At 55.6% G+C, this 15,731-nt stretch carries 10 protein-coding genes and 1 tRNA gene; 6 read left to right on the top strand and 5 right to left on the bottom strand.

Features of this window, described 5'->3' with window-relative positions:
* Nucleotides 1-11: 11 nt before the first annotated feature.
* The 5 genes from GG681_RS13275 to GG681_RS13255 all read left to right on the top strand — a co-directional run bounded on the left by GG681_RS13275 (nt 12) and on the right by GG681_RS13255 (nt 7,368).
* Nucleotides 12-845: a carbohydrate ABC transporter permease gene (locus GG681_RS13275; RefSeq protein WP_153548502.1), complete on the top strand. Its 834-nt coding sequence runs from the start codon at nt 12-14 to the stop codon at nt 843-845.
* A gap of 9 nt (nt 846-854) precedes the next feature.
* Complete coding sequence (locus tag GG681_RS13270) at nt 855-1,856, top strand: ABC transporter ATP-binding protein (protein WP_153548501.1); 1,002 nt, start codon at nt 855-857, stop codon at nt 1,854-1,856.
* The gene (locus tag GG681_RS13265) at nt 1,856-3,367 is read left to right on the top strand and encodes a mannitol dehydrogenase family protein (protein ID WP_153548500.1); all 1,512 of its coding nucleotides are present in this window, start codon (nt 1,856-1,858) and stop codon (nt 3,365-3,367) included. The genes GG681_RS13270 and GG681_RS13265 overlap by 1 nt, the downstream gene beginning before the upstream one ends.
* A gap of 11 nt (nt 3,368-3,378) precedes the next feature.
* Nucleotides 3,379-4,311: a carbohydrate kinase family protein gene (locus GG681_RS13260; protein WP_153548532.1), complete on the top strand. Its 933-nt coding sequence runs from the start codon at nt 3,379-3,381 to the stop codon at nt 4,309-4,311.
* Nucleotides 4,312-4,530: 219 nt separating this feature from the next.
* Nucleotides 4,531-7,368 (top strand): AMP-binding protein, encoded by a 2,838-nt coding sequence (locus GG681_RS13255; protein WP_153548499.1) that lies wholly within the window; start codon nt 4,531-4,533, stop codon nt 7,366-7,368.
* Between the two features lie 62 nt (nt 7,369-7,430).
* On the opposite strand, the gene GG681_RS13250 is transcribed toward GG681_RS13255, so the two are convergent.
* The 4 genes from GG681_RS13250 to GG681_RS13235 form a co-directional block, all read right to left on the bottom strand.
* Nucleotides 7,431-7,751: a hypothetical protein gene (locus GG681_RS13250; RefSeq protein WP_153548498.1), complete on the bottom strand. Its 321-nt coding sequence runs from the start codon at nt 7,749-7,751 to the stop codon at nt 7,431-7,433.
* A 37-nt stretch (nt 7,752-7,788) separates the two neighbouring features.
* Nucleotides 7,789-7,863, bottom strand: a tRNA-Gln gene (locus GG681_RS13245).
* 199 nt (nt 7,864-8,062) lie between these two features.
* A complete protein-coding gene (locus GG681_RS13240; RefSeq protein ID WP_153548497.1) occupies nt 8,063-9,955 on the bottom strand; it encodes a methyl-accepting chemotaxis protein in 1,893 nt (630 codons plus the stop codon).
* A 269-nt stretch (nt 9,956-10,224) separates the two neighbouring features.
* The gene (locus tag GG681_RS13235) at nt 10,225-12,438 is read right to left on the bottom strand and encodes an NADP-dependent isocitrate dehydrogenase (RefSeq protein ID WP_153548496.1); all 2,214 of its coding nucleotides are present in this window, start codon (nt 12,436-12,438) and stop codon (nt 10,225-10,227) included.
* Nucleotides 12,439-12,871: 433 nt separating this feature from the next.
* On the opposite strand from GG681_RS13235, the gene GG681_RS13230 reads away from it, so the two are divergent.
* The gene (locus GG681_RS13230; protein ID WP_153548495.1) at nt 12,872-14,179 is read left to right on the top strand and encodes a glycosyltransferase; all 1,308 of its coding nucleotides are present in this window, start codon (nt 12,872-12,874) and stop codon (nt 14,177-14,179) included.
* A 221-nt stretch (nt 14,180-14,400) separates the two neighbouring features.
* Here the strand turns inward: GG681_RS13230 and GG681_RS13225 are convergent, their stop codons facing one another.
* Nucleotides 14,401-15,663, bottom strand: coding sequence for an MFS transporter (locus GG681_RS13225; protein ID WP_153548494.1), 1,263 nt, complete (start codon nt 15,661-15,663; stop codon nt 14,401-14,403).
* Between the last annotated feature and the right edge of the window lie 68 nt (nt 15,664-15,731).

Here is a 15,731-nt window from a genome sequence, read left to right as displayed (position 1 = left end):
GGAAAAGACCAATGGCAATTGTTGCAAAACCCTCAAGATTTTCGAAATACGGTCGGCCAACTTTGGCATGGATCGTTGGGCTACTGTTCTTCTTCCCGATCTTCTGGATGGTGCTGACCAGCTTTAAAACCGATGCCGATGCGGTGAAACCTGAACACCTTATCTGGTTCACCCCGACGCTTGAAAACTACCTGAACATGACCGAAAACTACGACTATTGGCGCTTTTCCAAAAACTCGGTCATCACCGCAGTTTTTGCGACCGCATTCACCCTGGTTGTTGGCATTCCTTGCGCATATGCGATGGCGTTCAACCCAAGCCGCGCAACCAAAGATGTGTTGATGTGGATGCTCTCGACCAAGATGCTCCCAGCAGCAGCGGTGCTGTATCCCATGACCTTCCTGACCAAATCGGCAGGCCTGTTTGATACGCATTTTCTGATCATCCTGGTGCTGAGCCTGATCAACCTTCCGATCGTTGTCTGGATGCTGTTCACCTATTTCAAGGAAATCCCCAAAGACATCATCGAAGCCGGTCAGATGGACGGGGTGAACACTTGGGGTGAGATCAAGGAAATTCTCATCCCGCTCGCCTGGGGTGGGATCGCCTCAACCGCTTTGCTTTGCTTCATCTTTTGCTGGAACGAAGCCTATTGGACCGTGCGCCTGACCACCACGGATGCGGCGACGCTCTCCAAACTCATCGAAGGCAACCGTGCGCCTGAAGGATTGTTTTTCGGACGCCTCTCCGCGGTCTCTGCAGCCGCCGTTGGACCCATCATCGTGCTTGGATGGTTCTGCCAGAAACAACTTGTCAAAGGCCTGACCTTCGGCGCTGTGAAATAAGGAACGACAATGGGACGTATTCAACTCAAAAACGTGACCAAAAGCTTTGGTGACGTTCAGGTCATCCCACCTTTGGATCTGACCATCGAAGACGGGGAATTCACCGTGTTTGTCGGCCCCTCTGGCTGCGGTAAATCCACTTTGCTGCGCATGATTGCCGGGCTGGAAGATCTGACCTCGGGAGAGGTGGAAATCGACGGCAAAGTAGCGACCGAAATGCCACCTGCCCAGCGCGGCTTGGCCATGGTGTTTCAATCTTATGCGCTTTACCCTCATATGACCGTGCGCAAAAACATTGGCTTTCCGCTGCGCATGGCAAAAATGGCCCAATCCGAGATCGACCAGCGCGTCGAAACGGCGGCCAGATCCCTGAACCTCATGGATTATCTGGATCGCAAACCTGCGGACCTGTCTGGCGGTCAACGTCAGCGCGTTGCCATTGGGCGCGCGATTGTGCGCGAACCGGCGGCCTTCTTGTTTGACGAGCCACTCTCCAACCTTGACGCCGCTTTGCGCGTTGGGATGCGCCTGGAAATTGGCGAGCTGCACGAACGCCTGCAAACCACCATGATCTACGTGACCCATGATCAGGTCGAGGCCATGACAATGGCCAATAAAATCGTGGTGCTGCGCGCTGGTGTGATCGAACAGGTCGGCACGCCACTGGAGTTGTATCACAAGCCACGCAACGAATTTGTAGCTGGCTTCATCGGCTCGCCAAAGATGAACTTTGTGACCGGACCAGAAGCCCAGAAACATGGCGCGTCGACCATTGGCATCCGTCCAGAACACACTGAGGTCAGCATGACGGATGGCACCTGGAAAGGCCGCGTTGGGGTTGCGGAACATCTGGGTTCAGACACTTTCATCCACGTACATGACACGGGTCTGGCAGACATGTTCACTGTGCGTGTCAGCGGTGACATCTCTGTCAAACATGGCGATACGATCTACCTGACGCCGCAGGCTGATCAGATCCACAAATTTGATGCCCAAGGTCTAAGAATGTGATGGCTTGCGCGAAGTTAAATCCCCCCGGAGTAGCGCTTGCAGATGTCAATCTGCCCCGGCTTCCAGCAGCGGTGGCCCGCCCTGTCTATGATCGCTCTGAACTGCGTGCAGGTATTGTGCATATTGGCCTTGGCAATTTCCACCGTGGCCATCAAGCTTGGTATATTCACCAGCTGATGCAACAGGGGCTGGCGCAGGATTGGGCCATCATTGGTGCCGGGGTTCGCCCGCAGGATCAGGCCATGCGCGATCGTTTGATTGCGCAGGATCACCTGACCACGCTGATTGAGCTATCCCCCGAAGGCAAATCCGCCGAAGTCATAGGTTCGATGATCGACTACCTGCCGATTGAAAGCGGCAACGCGGCATTGATACGCCAAATGGCCGAAGCCAATATTCGGATCGTATCGCTTACAATCACCGAAGGCGGCTACTTTATCTCGGCGACCGACGGTGGGTTGGATGTTGCACACCCGGATATTCAGCACGACATTCACCACCCTGAGACCCCGCGCACGGTTTTTGGAGCGATTGTGGCCGCTCTCAAACTGCGACACACCACGGGTGCGGGGCCTTTCACGGTGCTTAGCTGCGATAATCTGCGCGGCAATGGCACCATTGCGCAGCAGGCAATCCTGTCATTGGCGCAACATATCGACCCTGCGCTTGCAAAATGGATCGGGGATAGCTGCAGCTTCCCCAACTCCATGGTGGATTGCATCGTTCCAGCAACCGGTCCAAACGAAATTGAATTGGTGCAAAGTTTCGGCATCGACGATGCAGCCCCGGTAACACATGAGAACTATCGACAATGGGTGATCGAAGTGGATTTCTGCGCCGGGCGGCCCGCGCTTGAAGAGGTGGGGGTGATCTTAACACCTGAGGTCCACGCCTATGAGGCAATGAAAATTCGTATCCTCAATGCGGGCCATCAGGTTTTGGCCAATGTCGGAGAGCTGGCGTCGGTTGAAACCATCGCGGAATGCATGGCGCACCCGCTGATTTCGCAGTTTTTCCACAAGGTCGAACACGAAGAAATTGTGCCCTATGTGTCAGCGGTGCCGGGCATGGCACCAACTGCCTATGTTGAACTGATAGCACAACGGTTTTCAAACCCGGAAATTCGCGACACTACCCGCCGCGTCTCCTTTGACGGATCATCGCGCCATCCGGAATTTATCTTACCCATCATACGCGATGCTTTGGCGCGCGGTGGATCCATCGAAGGTTTGGCACTGGTCGAAGCGCTCTGGGCGCGCATGTGCGCAGGTGTGCGTGATGGCGGGGCCGTCATTCAAGAAAACGACCCGGATTGGCAGCGCCTCTCAAAGACCGCACGCGAAAGCGCCAAACGGCCTGCAGCCTGGCTGGAACAATCGCAGATCTACGACAGCCTTGCTCAAGACAAGGTGTTTGCCCCAGCGTTTTGCCGCTGGTTGCAGATGATATGGGCTGACGGCAGTATGTTCGCGCTGCAAACCTATCTGAAGCAGGTGCAACACTCGGAATGAGAGACAACAATATGATCCTATGCTGTGGTGAAGCCCTGATCGATATGATCCCAGAACCAACCCTGACCGGAGCCGAAGGTTTTGTGCCACATTGTGGTGGCGCGGTGCTGAATACGGCGGTTGCACTGGGTCGGCTGGGCGTGGCCAGCGGTTTGTTTACAGCCCTGTCTGAAGACATGTTCGGCCAGCAGCTGGCAGCGCATCTTCGCGCTTCAAATGTCGACCTGTCCTTTGTCGCACATTCAAGCCGCCCTTCCACATTGGCATTTGTGACGCTTGTGCGCGGTCAGGCCAACTACAGCTTCATGGATGAAAACTCAGCTGGTCGCATGTTGGACCTCAGCGACCTGCCAACGGTCCCAAATGATGTCAGCACGCTTTTCTTTGGTGGCATCAGCCTCGCCGTGGAGCCGGGAGCAGAAACATATGCCACCCTATTGGAGCGCGAACATCATGGGCGCGTGGTCATGTTGGACCCAAACATTCGCGAAAAATTCATTCCTGATCAAAACCGATACCGAGCACGTCTTAAGGGAATGCTGGCAAAAACCGATATCCTCAAGGTTTCTGACGAAGATCTGGATTGGATGCTTCCTGACGCCAGACCCTATTCAGAGAAAATCGCCCAGTTGATGGAGCAAGGTCCAGGCGTCGTTGTCATGACACGCGGCGCTGATGGGGTGATTGGGGTCCTGTCAGATGGTTCCGAAATTCATGTTGCCGCCGAAGTTGTAGAGGTCGCAGACACGGTTGGTGCAGGTGATACTTTCAATGCGGGTTTTTTAACTACACTCAATGAAAATGGCTATCTGGATGCACAGACCTTTTCAAAACTTGGCCCTGATGCGTTAAGACAAGCACTGGAATTTGCATCAAAGGTTGCTGCCATTACGGTCTCGCGCAAAGGCGCCAACCCACCCTGGGCACAAGACGTGATGAATTGATTTCCCCGGCGGCGCGCGCGTCAATATGGCAAACGTGTCGGTCCACCCGTGATCAATTGCCGTGCGTGCAACGCATTTGGCCTAAGGGCCGGGATAGCAACGCCACCATGCGTGTGGAGGATCAACAGGCGGGGAAACGTTAGTTTGTAACGCAGGTAGTGTATTTCGCGCGGAGTGGCGTTAGGGTGCTCGCTTTGGAACCCTTACGAGGATCGCACCTTGTCGAACACCGTTGCTTCAGAGCTTGTTCTTGCCATTGAGTCTCATGCCAATAGACTTGCGTTGTCTGACGCCCACCGGCAACTCAGCTATGCTCAGCTCGGCCAGTTTGTCATGGCACTGGATGCGCCCATGCGCGCGCATGAGGTTGTGGGAATCTTTGGCGCTCCGGGGCTTGCAATGGGTGCAAGCGCCATTGCTTGCGTAATTCACGGCCGCCCCTTTGTGCACCTTGATCCGGCGATGCCGCAAATGGTTCTGCATAACATTCTGTCAGAGCTACGGGTTGGCCTGGTGATCCTGTGTGAACCCGCGGAGCCTGGAAAACTGTCTGGCGAATGCGCCACCCTCGAGGCCGAGGCGTTTCTGGCGGAGGCCCTGAACAGCACGGACACCGCGCCACAGGAACTACGCGCCCCCCCTGTTGCCCCCACCGATCCAATTTATCTAGTGGCGACGTCTGGCACCACCGGTCGCCCCAAATGCATCCCGGTCACACAGGATGCCGCGTTTCTGTCGTATCAATGGCGCGACGCTTATACGCCCTACACGCCCGATACCCGTGTTGGCATTTACGTCTTTGCCATCTGGGAAATGTTCAGACCGCTGCGAAACGGTGCAAGCCTCTGGTTCCCGGATGCGGGCACATTGTTCGCACCAACCCGGCTGGCGCATTTCCTGTCCGAAAATCACATCGACGAGATGCTGTTTACCCCATCGTTCTATGACACCTTCCTGAACGCGCTAGACACTGAACGCGCCGCTGCGCTGCATTTGTCACGGGTGATCCTGAACGGCGAGGTGGTCAGCGATGACCTGATCAGCGCCTCCAAGGCAAAGCTCCCAAAGACGACGCTTCTGAACCTGTATAGTATCTGCGAAACCCACGACATCTGCATATCTGAACTGACCCAACCCGCAGGCGGCGCGCCTGCGCCTGTTGGTATTCCTATGTCTCATTTGCGCGCGGTAATTCTTGACGAAGCAGAACAGCCCTGCCCGCCCGGCACATCGGGCCAGCTGTTCTTTGAAGGGTCGCGCATGTTAGGGCCCGGCTATGTGAACCGCCCCGAAGAAACCCGCCTGCGCTTTCGTGAAATGGTCATCAATGGACGCAAGATGCGGCTTTATGATACCGGCGATCAGGCGCGGGAAACCGCTGATGGAACGCTTTATATCGAGGGGCGGATTGCGCATATGCTTAAGCTGCGCGGCTTCTCTATCCAGACCAACGAGCTGATTGAAACCATGCGTGACCGGATCGGCTTTTTCCAGGCTGCGCCTTGGGTCTCTGAGGTGAAAGGCCGCGGGCAATGTCTGATCTTTTACTTTGCAGCGGATTGTGATCAGGCCACGCGCAATGCAAAGACATGGGGGCTGGAACCCGGCATAAACCGCACCCCGGCAGCGCTGGCCGCGGAACTGCGCGAGCTGGTGCCACATTACTGCGTGCCCGCCTTCCTTGTGCAGATGGAGGCATTGCCGCTGCATCCGGTCTCAGGCAAGGCGGATGTGAATGCGCTGCCCAACATCGAGGATTCCACTACCACAGAGCCCCAGAATTCCAATGATCTGGTGCTCAGCGCGGCAGCGCGCGCTATGTCCTGTTCAGCCACGGATCTTGATCCGGCGCTCAGCTTTCATGATCTGGGCGGCGACTCACTCATGTGTGTGAACCTCATCCTTGAGCTGGAACGGATCTATAATCTGCCAGTGGATTTCGATCTGGCGATGAATGTGCCATTGCACCGTTTGGATCAGCTTTTGACCCAAGAAGCAGACGCCCCCGCCGTCGCAGAACCCTTTGAGCAGCCGGGGATTTTACTGACCGGTGCAACTGGTTTTCTGGGCGGGCATGTGCTGGCCCATGCAGCCCGCACCTTGCCTGAGGGTGAGGTTGTTTACTGCCTTGTGCGCAACAAGAACCGCGGCGCGCGCGATCGGCTGGATGCGGTTGCCAAGGCGCATGGAATTGCGCCCGAACGCTATGTCATCGTGAACGGTACGCTGGATGCGCCCCAGTTCTCGCTGGGCCAGGAGCAATATGGCGCACTGGCGCGGGTTGTCACGCGGGTGATCCATTGCGCGGCGATGGTGAACCTCGCCATTGGCCGACAAGAGATGCTTGACTGGTCGGCGCGGGGCATCACGACCGTGCTTGAATTCTGTGGTGACGCGTCGGCGGATCTGCGTTTTACATCCTCGACCTCGGTGTTTCCGGATCGCGGTGGCCCCTGGCCTGAGGGGCTTACCCCCGTTTGGGAGGGCTGCACCGGCTATGGCGCGGCCAAGATCGCCGCTGAGACGACGATCCGCAACTCTGGCATCCCCGCCGCCATCGTCCGGCTGCCCTCGCTTTATGATTTAGACGCGCCAAATCCGCGTGATCTGTACGAAGCAATCCTAAAGGCGTCAGTGCGCGCCGCATGTGTGCCACAAGGGCTGGCCTTTCCGATGATCGACGTGACAGCCGCCGCCGCCTATTTGCTGGGTGACATCACCACGCCCGTTGCGGCGATCTATAATCTGATCCCAGAACAGCGTGTCTCGCCTGCGCAGATGCCGTCTGTTGCGGTCAACGACTGGCTGGAAAAGGTGACGCTTGAACCGGGCATCGCGCGGATCATTGCTGAATTCCCTGAAACGTTGCGCGCAGATGCAACATTCGAGACCGCCGCCACCCGTGACGCTTGGCTGCGGGTCAGTGACGCGCGGTTTGAGACGCTCTGCGACGCTGACATGTTACTGGCGCGACGATCCCAAGCAGATCAGGGCAACACAGCATCTGCCGCGCCATTGGACATGGATAACCACCGCGCCGCGTCACTTGCCAAATAGGTAACGGATTCGACGCCCTCTTTGCGTCGGATCCACTGGCTGGGCGGGTTGGACATGCGAATTCAGCCCGCACCTTTGCGCGGTTGCCCTGTGTCGGCGATTTTAGCGTTGATGCACCTATCAGTACGTCCACGTCGCTCCCTGGGGTCATGTGCACGCAGGTGATACAGCCACAGCTGCAACCCACCCGGCCTAGCGGCACAAAGCGCCGCGCTATCCGCAATGCTGGTCTGCGCCGCGATTGAGGTAATGCGGCCAGTCCTTCGGCAGTCCACAGACTTCATATGCGCCACCACGACGGCGAACATCCACAAGGCGGCATTTAGATTGATGTCGATTTGCCCCTGCCAAACATCAACAACACCGTGGTGATCCACGATCATCTGTTGTTCTACGTGAAGATTTGCATTCAGGAGGAAATGGCTGGGATGGTAGGATTCGAACCTACGGTACACTGTACCAAAAACAGTTGCCTTACCACTTGGCTACATCCCAGCGTTTGTGAGGGGCGTTCTAAAGCCTGTGCGACTGGGGCGCAAGTGGTTTTTTACAAAAAAGCGCTCTTGAACGAAAATAATACAAAATCGGGAAATTCCGTTACCTTTCATTTAGTTACTCCCCTCCTACCAAAGAGATACGCCACCTCGAGAGGAGGTGGCGCACAGGTTAGTCATACACAAGCCGGGGATCTGGCTTAGAAGTCTTGCCACATTTTCCCCGAGCCACCCGCAGCCATTGCAACCGGCTGCTCAGCCGTATCAGGTATTGCCTCCTGCTCGGCCGCGCCCTGTTCCCAATCGCAATGTGCGCTGGGAGCCCCCTGCCCCGGTGCAGAAACGGGTGCCTGCGCCGCAGAAGAGGTCCGGAAATAGCTCACCAATTCCGCCAACTTACCCGCATCTGTATTCAGCAGATGCCCAGCCGCAGTGGCCTCTTCCACCATTGCCGCATTTTGCTGGGTCACCTGATCCAATTGGGTCATGCCCGTATTGATTTCAGCAAGCCCCGTGGATTGATCCGCTGCGCCTTCGGCGATGCCAGAAATCAGCGTGGAAATATGGCTGACCCGTTCAACAATCTGCTCCAGCGCTTCGCCTGCTTTGCCAACCAGATCAACACCGCGCTCCACCTGCTGTGAGCTGTCAGAGATCAGTTTCTTGATCTCCATCGCAGCATCTGACGACCGCTGCGCCAATGCGCGCACCTCTGATGCCACGACAGCAAAGCCACGACCAGCCTCCCCTGCACGCGCTGCTTCAACACCCGCATTCAGCGCCAGCAGATTGGTCTGAAACGCAATATCATCAATCACACTAATGATCTGCGCAATATGGTTAGAGCTCTCTTCAATCTCGGTCATGGCCGAGACAGCGTTGCGCACAACTTCACCGCTGACTTCGGCCTGCTCACGCGCTTCTGACATGGTGGCCTCAACGCTGCGCGCGCCATCCGCAGCCGAGCGCACGCTGGTGGTCAGCTCATCCAGAGCGGCGGCAGTCTCTTCCAGAGTGGCTGCCTGGCTTTCGGTACGATGCGACAGATCATCAGAGGCCTGGCTGATTTCGACCGCGCCGTTGCGGATGGAACCAGAGGCATCGATCACCTCGGAGATGGTTGTTTGCAGCGTATCCAGCGTCTTGTTGAAGTCACCGCGCAGCTGTTCATATTCGTTGGGGAACTGCTCCTTGATTTTGATATCAAGATCGCCGTTCGACATCTTTGCCAGATGGCTGCTGAGCACATCTACAACATGGCTCACCACCTTTTGCTGCTCTTGCTGTTCGTGCTCAAGCTCCTTCTGGCGCTGCAAACCAGAGCGGAAAACATTCAATGAGCGCGCCATATCGCCCAGCTCGCTTTTGTATTCCGTGTACAGGATCGGAGATTGAATATCCCCTTTGGTCATGGAGAGCATCCGCTCCTTCATGCTGGACAAAGGATTGGTAACACTGCGCGTCGCCCAATAGGCCACGGCAGACACCGCAATCAGGCCAATCAGGAAGATGATACCTTGCCGATTGCGCATTTCGACCAGAACAGCCTCCACATCATGCACATAGCTGCCAGTACCAACAATCCAGCCCCAGGGCTCATAGAATTGGACATAGCTCAGCTTTGGCTCAGGGATATCCGTGTCTGGCTTGTTGAACCAATAGGTGAGCGGCCCTTCACCCTGTTCTGATACGATCCGGTTCATTTCGATGAAAATTGGCAGACCATTCACATCTTTTACGTCGGATTTGTCGGTGCCAATCCACTGCGGGCGAAACGGGTGAACAATCATTTTGTTTTCCCGATCAAAGACAAAGAAATAGCCCGCGCCCTCAAAACGCAGCCCGGTCAGGATCTTTTGCGCTTCGCTGCGCGCCTGATCATCTGTCAGCTGCCCTTCATCCACCTGTCGCTGCAAATCAGCCAGCACACTTGTTGCGGTATCTGTCAGGCGTTTGAGTTCATTTTCACGCATGGAGAACGTTGTATCGCGAGCATTGCTGTTAAACAGAAGGCTCATGCTGATGGCCAAGAGCAGAGCCATCGCGACTCCAACGTAAATACGCAGAGACAGCTTGTGCAAGAATGCGGGCATTATATAGGCGTCCTATACTGGTCAGGTGATGTGGGAATTACCGATACCTAGACAGCTAGGAAGACATCCTTAAGGGAACCTTGCCCGCATGCAGAAGCTACACTGGGTCGCAAGTTCCGATAAGGGAACATTAATACACAAGTGAAATAGATTCGCCCTTCAAGCGTTATAATCAACTGTTTTTACTACATTAAAGTCAACGCAAAACGGCCCACCTTCGAATGAAGGCGGGCCGTTAAAACTAGATCAGATTTGAACTAACTTTGAAGTTAGCCAATGATCGCGTTCAGCGATGCGCTTGGGCGCATAACTTCTGCTTTCTTTTCGACCGATGGGCGATAGTAGCCACCGATATCAGCCGCCTTACCTTGCGCAGCGGCAAACTCTGCTAGAATCGCGTCTTCTTTACCAATCAACGCCTCAGCGATTGGCGCAAAATGTGCTGCCAGATCAGCGTCATCTGATTGCGCTGCCAGGGCTTCAGCCCAGTAGCGTGCGAACCAGTAGTGGCTGTCACGGTTGTCAGGCTGACCAACTTTACGCTCGGGCGATTTGTTGTTGTCGAGAATACCCTGTGTCGCAACTTCTGCTGCCGCACCCAGCACGCCAGCTTTGGCGTTGCCTTTGACGTCGGCGAGGAAGTTCAGGCTTTCACCCAGGGCGCAGAATTCACCCATGGAGTCCCAACGCAGGTGGTTTTCTTCGACCAGCTGCTGAACGTGTTTGGGGGCAGAGCCACCCGCACCGGTTTCAAACAAGCCACCGCCCTGCATCAGCTTCACGATGGACAGCATCTTGGCCGATGTGCCCAACTCCAGGATCGGGAACAGGTCGGTCAGATAATCACGCAGCACGTTGCCGGTGATGGCGATGCTGTCGTTACCTGCGGTGATGGTTTTGAGCGACTGCGCGGTTGCTTCGCGTGGGGCGAGGATCTGGAACAGATCCGCTTTACCTGCAGCTTCGAGCACCGGGGTCACATATTTGATCAACTCAGCATCGTGGGCGCGGTTTGCGTCCAGCCAGAAGATCGCTTCGGAGCCGGTCAGACGCTGACGATCAAGCGCCAGTTCAATCCAGTTCTCGATCGGTGCCTTTTTCACGGTGCAGGAGCGCCAGATGTCGCCTGCCTCTACTGCGTGGCTGTGCAGTGTTTCACCATTGGCAAGAACGATGCGGATTTCACCATCGGCGGGCGCTTCGAACGTGGTTGGGTGAGAGCCGTATTCCTCGGCCTTTTGGGCCATCAGACCAACGTTTGCAACAGAGCCCGCTTTGGTCACGTCCAGCGCACCATTGGCTTTGAAGAAGTTGATGCTCTCGTCATAGACAGATGCGTAGCAACGATCCGGGATCACACAGTTGGTGTCGCCTTTGTTGCCAGCCTCATCCCAGCCTTTACCGCCCGCGCGGATCACAGCAGGCATGGACGCGTCGATGATCACATCAGACGGTACGTGCAGGTTGGTGATGCCTTTGTCGCTGTCGACCATATACATGGACGGACGATCTGCGGCGATGGCTTCAATCGCGGCAACGATGTCAGCATTGTCTTTTACGCGCTCCAGCAGGTCACCCAGACCGGAGTTTGCATTTACGCCCAGCGCGTCCAGCTCAGCGCCGAACTTTTCGAACACGGGTGCAAGCCATGCTTTTACGGCGTAGCCAAAGATGATCGGGTCCGAGACCTTCATCATGGTGGCTTTCATGTGCAGCGAGAACATGGTGCCGTCGGCTTTGGTGTCCTCAATAGCTTCCACCAGGAAGGAAGACAGCGCTTTGACCGACATAAAGGTCGCATCTGCAACGGTGCCTTCTGCCAGCGGATAGGCGTCTTTCAGCACGGTCACGGCGCCATCTTTGGCGACAAACTCGATTTTTGCGTCGCCAGCCTGAGCGGCGGTGATGGTTGCGGATTTCTCATTGGCGTAGAAATCATTGCCGGACATGGAAGACACTTTGGTCTTGCTGTCAGACGCCCAAGTCCCCATCGAATGCGGGTTGTTTTGCGCGTAGTTTTTGACCGCTTTTGCAGAACGACGGTCAGAGTTACCTTCGCGCAGAACCGGGTTTACCGCAGAGCCTTTGATGGCGTCATAGCGTGCACGCACTTCTTTTTCGGCGTCGGTGGCTGGCTCTTCCGGGTAGTTCGGAATGTCATAACCCTGAGCCTGCAGTTCGGTGATCGCAGCAACCAGCTGCGGTACAGATGCAGAGATGTTTGGAAGCTTGATAACGTTTGCATCTGCGGTTTTCACCAGCTCACCCAGTGCGGCGAGGTCATCTTCCTGACGCTGTGCGTCGGTCAGATTCTCTGGAAAGGTCGCAATGATTCGGCCTGCAAGAGAGATATCTTTGGTACCAACGGACACACCCGCGGCGGACGCGAAGGTGCGGATGATCGGCAAGAAGGATGCCGAGGCCAATTCCGGCGCTTCGTCTACAATGGTATACAAAATATCAGGTTTTGAGCTGTCTGCCATGTTCCATAACCTTTCAGCGATAACGGAGGTGGTTGGACGGGGCGCAGGAAAACCCCGCGCTGTGGACGAAATCTACAGCCTGCAAAATAGCCATTTACACGACCTGAGCTGCTGCACATCTGGCCTCCATTTAAAACACACGGGCCTTACACGCAATTCTTAGCTGCATCTTTCTGCACGCCACAGTGTCACAGTTGCCAACAAACTGCGCAAATGACGCAGGTTTCTGCCGCACACAATCAACAGATCAAACATGTCAAAGCATCGCCTACCGTCACTTCGCCCCGGCATATCCGCCCATCGCAAGGTTCCATATGCCACGATCACAAGTTACCCATGGGTAACACTCTTCTGGTCTGATAGTTTTTCATCTAATACGAGTGTGGTGGTAAAATGACGGCTTAGACGTCATCCAAAGGGTGTGGAGTTACAAATGGCAGACAGCAGCGATCCAAAAGAGCTGGTGGCATCACCGCAGCGATTGCTGATTTATGCACCTGTCCCGCTTTATCGTTTTGATGGTGAGCTGTTTGTAGAGCGACAAGCGATCAATGGCTTGCGCCTCTGGGCCAGCCATTTCAGCGAAGTCATCTCGATGATGCCGGTTCAGGATGCACCACCTCCTGTAGGATGGTTGCCATTGCAGGAAAACCAGAGCGCGCTGGACCGTGTTCGCATTGAGCCCTTGCCAATGGCCTACCGCCCGGATCAATTCATGCGTGTGCTTTCATCCACCAAACGCAAGATCGCCGAACTGATCACCCAGGCAGACTATCTGAGTTTTGCCATTGGGGGCCTGTTTGGTGATTGGGGCGCGGTGTCGGCCTTTGAAGCGCAGCGACAGAAGCGGCGTTTTGCGGTCTGGACCGACCGGGTTGAATCCGAAGTCCTGCGTCAGGATCTAAAGGATCCAAATTGGCGCAACCGGTGGCGCGCCAGGCTGACCTATCGTCCGATGGCGATGCTGGAACGCAAGGTGGTGCGGATGTCCGCTCTTGGCCTGTTTCATGGCAAAGATACTTTTGACACATATAGCCCCCACTGCAGCAACCCACACCTTGTGCATGACATCCACATTCGCGCCGAAGATCATATCCCGGCTGAGCGGCTCACAAACAAGATCGAAACTGTAGGCGACGGGCCTTTGCAAATTGTCTACGCCGGGCGCGCAGACAGCATGAAGGGACCATTAGATTGGGTCGAAGTGCTTGAACGGCTGCATGTTCTTGGTGTTGATTTTCGCGCAACTTGGCTCGGCGCGGGCGAGGCCCTGGAGCAGATGCGGACGCGGGTTGCGCAGGCTGGTCTGTCAGACAAAGTGCTTTTGCCGGGTTTTGTCAGCGCACATGATCAGGTGCTGGAAACCCTGCGCGCGGCGCATGTCTTTATGTTTTGTCACAAAACCCCCGAAAGCCCGCGATGTTTGATTGAAACGCTCTGCAATGGCACCCCTATTGTGGGCTACGATGGCGCCTATGCGCAGGATCTGATTTCCGGGCACGGCGGCGGTGTTCTGGTGCCAATGAACGATATAGAGGCGCTGACCAATGCAATGGCATCCCTGGCCGCAGATCGCCCACGGATGGGCCAGCTGATCGCGCAGGCCCGCGCAGATGGTCTGCCGTTCACCGATGAGAACGTGTTTGAACACCGGTCTGAGTTGATCAAAGACCAGCTAGCGCCAGTTTTGTCGGATCCGAAGCGGGAACATGCGCGTTACGGGGAAACCCGCGCGACCTAAGGTGCAGCCTGTCCCGTGCTTGTTCGTTTCTAACGTATTGGGCCCGACGGCCCGTTGGCCTGTGCCGGCAAGCATATGCTTGCATTGCTGTTTCACGTGGCACGCACCATGAAGCGGAACACCAGATCGGCCTGAAACTCGGCCTGAAACAATCGCGAACTTTTAGATTAAGGGCGCCGTGTTTCCGCGACGCCCTTAATACATTCATAGTTTGAAGCAGATCAGCTCGCGGCTTCTGTTGCAGCCAGTTTGCGCAGAGCAACAAAGGTCACCACTGCCCCCGACAGAAGATAGATCGCCGCGGCCCACAGCCCCACACCAACTGTCAGCCCAAGCCCAATAAGCGGCGCAAAGGCTGCGCCCAGGATCCAGCTGAGATTGGTTGCCATTGCCGCACCTGAGTAGCGGTATTTTGGCGCAAAGCGACGTGGGACAATTGCGCTGGCCTGGCCATAGGTCAGCCCCAGAACCACAAAGCCAAACAGGATGTAGGCGGCGGGATTGGTGACCAATGATCCGATCATCAGGCACAACACCAGAATCAGCATGGTGCTGACGCCAAGCACATAGCGACGCCCAAACCGATCCGCGAGGATCCCGGTCGCGATCACCGCAAAGACAGCAAGCGTTCCACCAATGATCTGCAGCAGCAAAATGTCAGAGATTGCACGCTCTGTGAAAAGATTGGTGATGCCCAGTGGGAACACTGTCACCATGTGAAACAGGGCATAGCTTGCCAGCGGCAAAAAGGCTGACAGCAGAATCGGACGCCATTGGGTTTCCATCATTTCCCGCAGTGGCGCGGATGTCACCAGTTCTTCATCAACACCAAGATCCGCGTTCAACAGGCGCAGACGGGCAAAAAGCGACACAACGTTCACCGCAAGCACCGCAAAGAACGTAAAGCGCCAGCCAAAGGTGAAAAACTCCTCTTCGGTGAGAAAGCCCGTCAACACGTAAAACAGCGATGCAGCAACGACGAATCCTATCGGGCCACCAAGCTGAGGCACCATTGCATAAAAACCTTTGCGATTTTCAGGGGCGCTGTGCTGCAATTGCAACGTTAGACCGTCCCAGGCTCCTCCCAGGCCCAGACCCTGACAAATACGCAAAACTGCCAATAGAATAGGCGCCCACCAGCCGATTTTTTCAAAGCCGGGTAGCAATCCAATAGCCATGGTAGAGGCCCCAAGGATCAGCAATGCCAAGGTGATTTTGCCTGCCCGTCCGATCTTTCGCTGAATGACACGCCCCGACATCGAAGCCACGGGCCGGGCCAAAAAGGCGAGTGAAAAGATCAAAAACGAGAGTAGCGTACCCGTAACCGGTTCAAATGTAGGAAAAAAAAGCCTTGGAAACACCAAGGCCGATGCAATTGCATAGACAAAAAAGCCAAAGAAATCCGTCACCCTTGCCATCACCACGGTGATAACAACCTCATCAATCGTGGCCTCGTGCATATGCGAGTGCTGCGCTGCGTTCATGAAATACCTCCTCTATTCCATAATGTTATCATGCAACGCTAACATCGAAGCGGCAAGGAAAAGGCAAT

The sequence above is a fragment of the Tritonibacter aquimaris genome, from assembly GCF_009617595.1.
In the GTDB taxonomy this organism is placed as follows: domain Bacteria; phylum Pseudomonadota; class Alphaproteobacteria; order Rhodobacterales; family Rhodobacteraceae; genus Epibacterium; species Epibacterium aquimaris.
This window is presented reverse-complemented; position numbering and strand designations above follow the sequence as displayed.

Bases quoted from the DNA above. Each gene is read 5' to 3' on its own strand.
- GG681_RS13275 (WP_153548502.1), top strand. From the start codon at position 12: ATGGCAATTGTTGCAAAACCCTCAAGATTTTCGAAATACGGTCGGCCA.
- GG681_RS13270 (WP_153548501.1), top strand. From the start codon at position 855: ATGGGACGTATTCAACTCAAAAACGTGACCAAAAGCTTTGGTGACGTT.
- GG681_RS13265 (WP_153548500.1), top strand. From the start codon at position 1,856: ATGGCTTGCGCGAAGTTAAATCCCCCCGGAGTAGCGCTTGCAGATGTC.
- GG681_RS13260 (WP_153548532.1), top strand. From the start codon at position 3,379: ATGATCCTATGCTGTGGTGAAGCCCTGATCGATATGATCCCAGAACCA.
- GG681_RS13250 (WP_153548498.1), bottom strand. From the start codon at position 7,751: ATGATCGTGGATCACCACGGTGTTGTTGATGTTTGGCAGGGGCAAATC.
- GG681_RS13240 (WP_153548497.1), bottom strand. From the start codon at position 9,955: ATGCCCGCATTCTTGCACAAGCTGTCTCTGCGTATTTACGTTGGAGTC.
- GG681_RS13235 (WP_153548496.1), bottom strand. From the start codon at position 12,438: ATGGCAGACAGCTCAAAACCTGATATTTTGTATACCATTGTAGACGAA.
- GG681_RS13230 (WP_153548495.1), top strand. From the start codon at position 12,872: ATGGCAGACAGCAGCGATCCAAAAGAGCTGGTGGCATCACCGCAGCGA.
- GG681_RS13225 (WP_153548494.1), bottom strand. From the start codon at position 15,663: ATGAACGCAGCGCAGCACTCGCATATGCACGAGGCCACGATTGATGAG.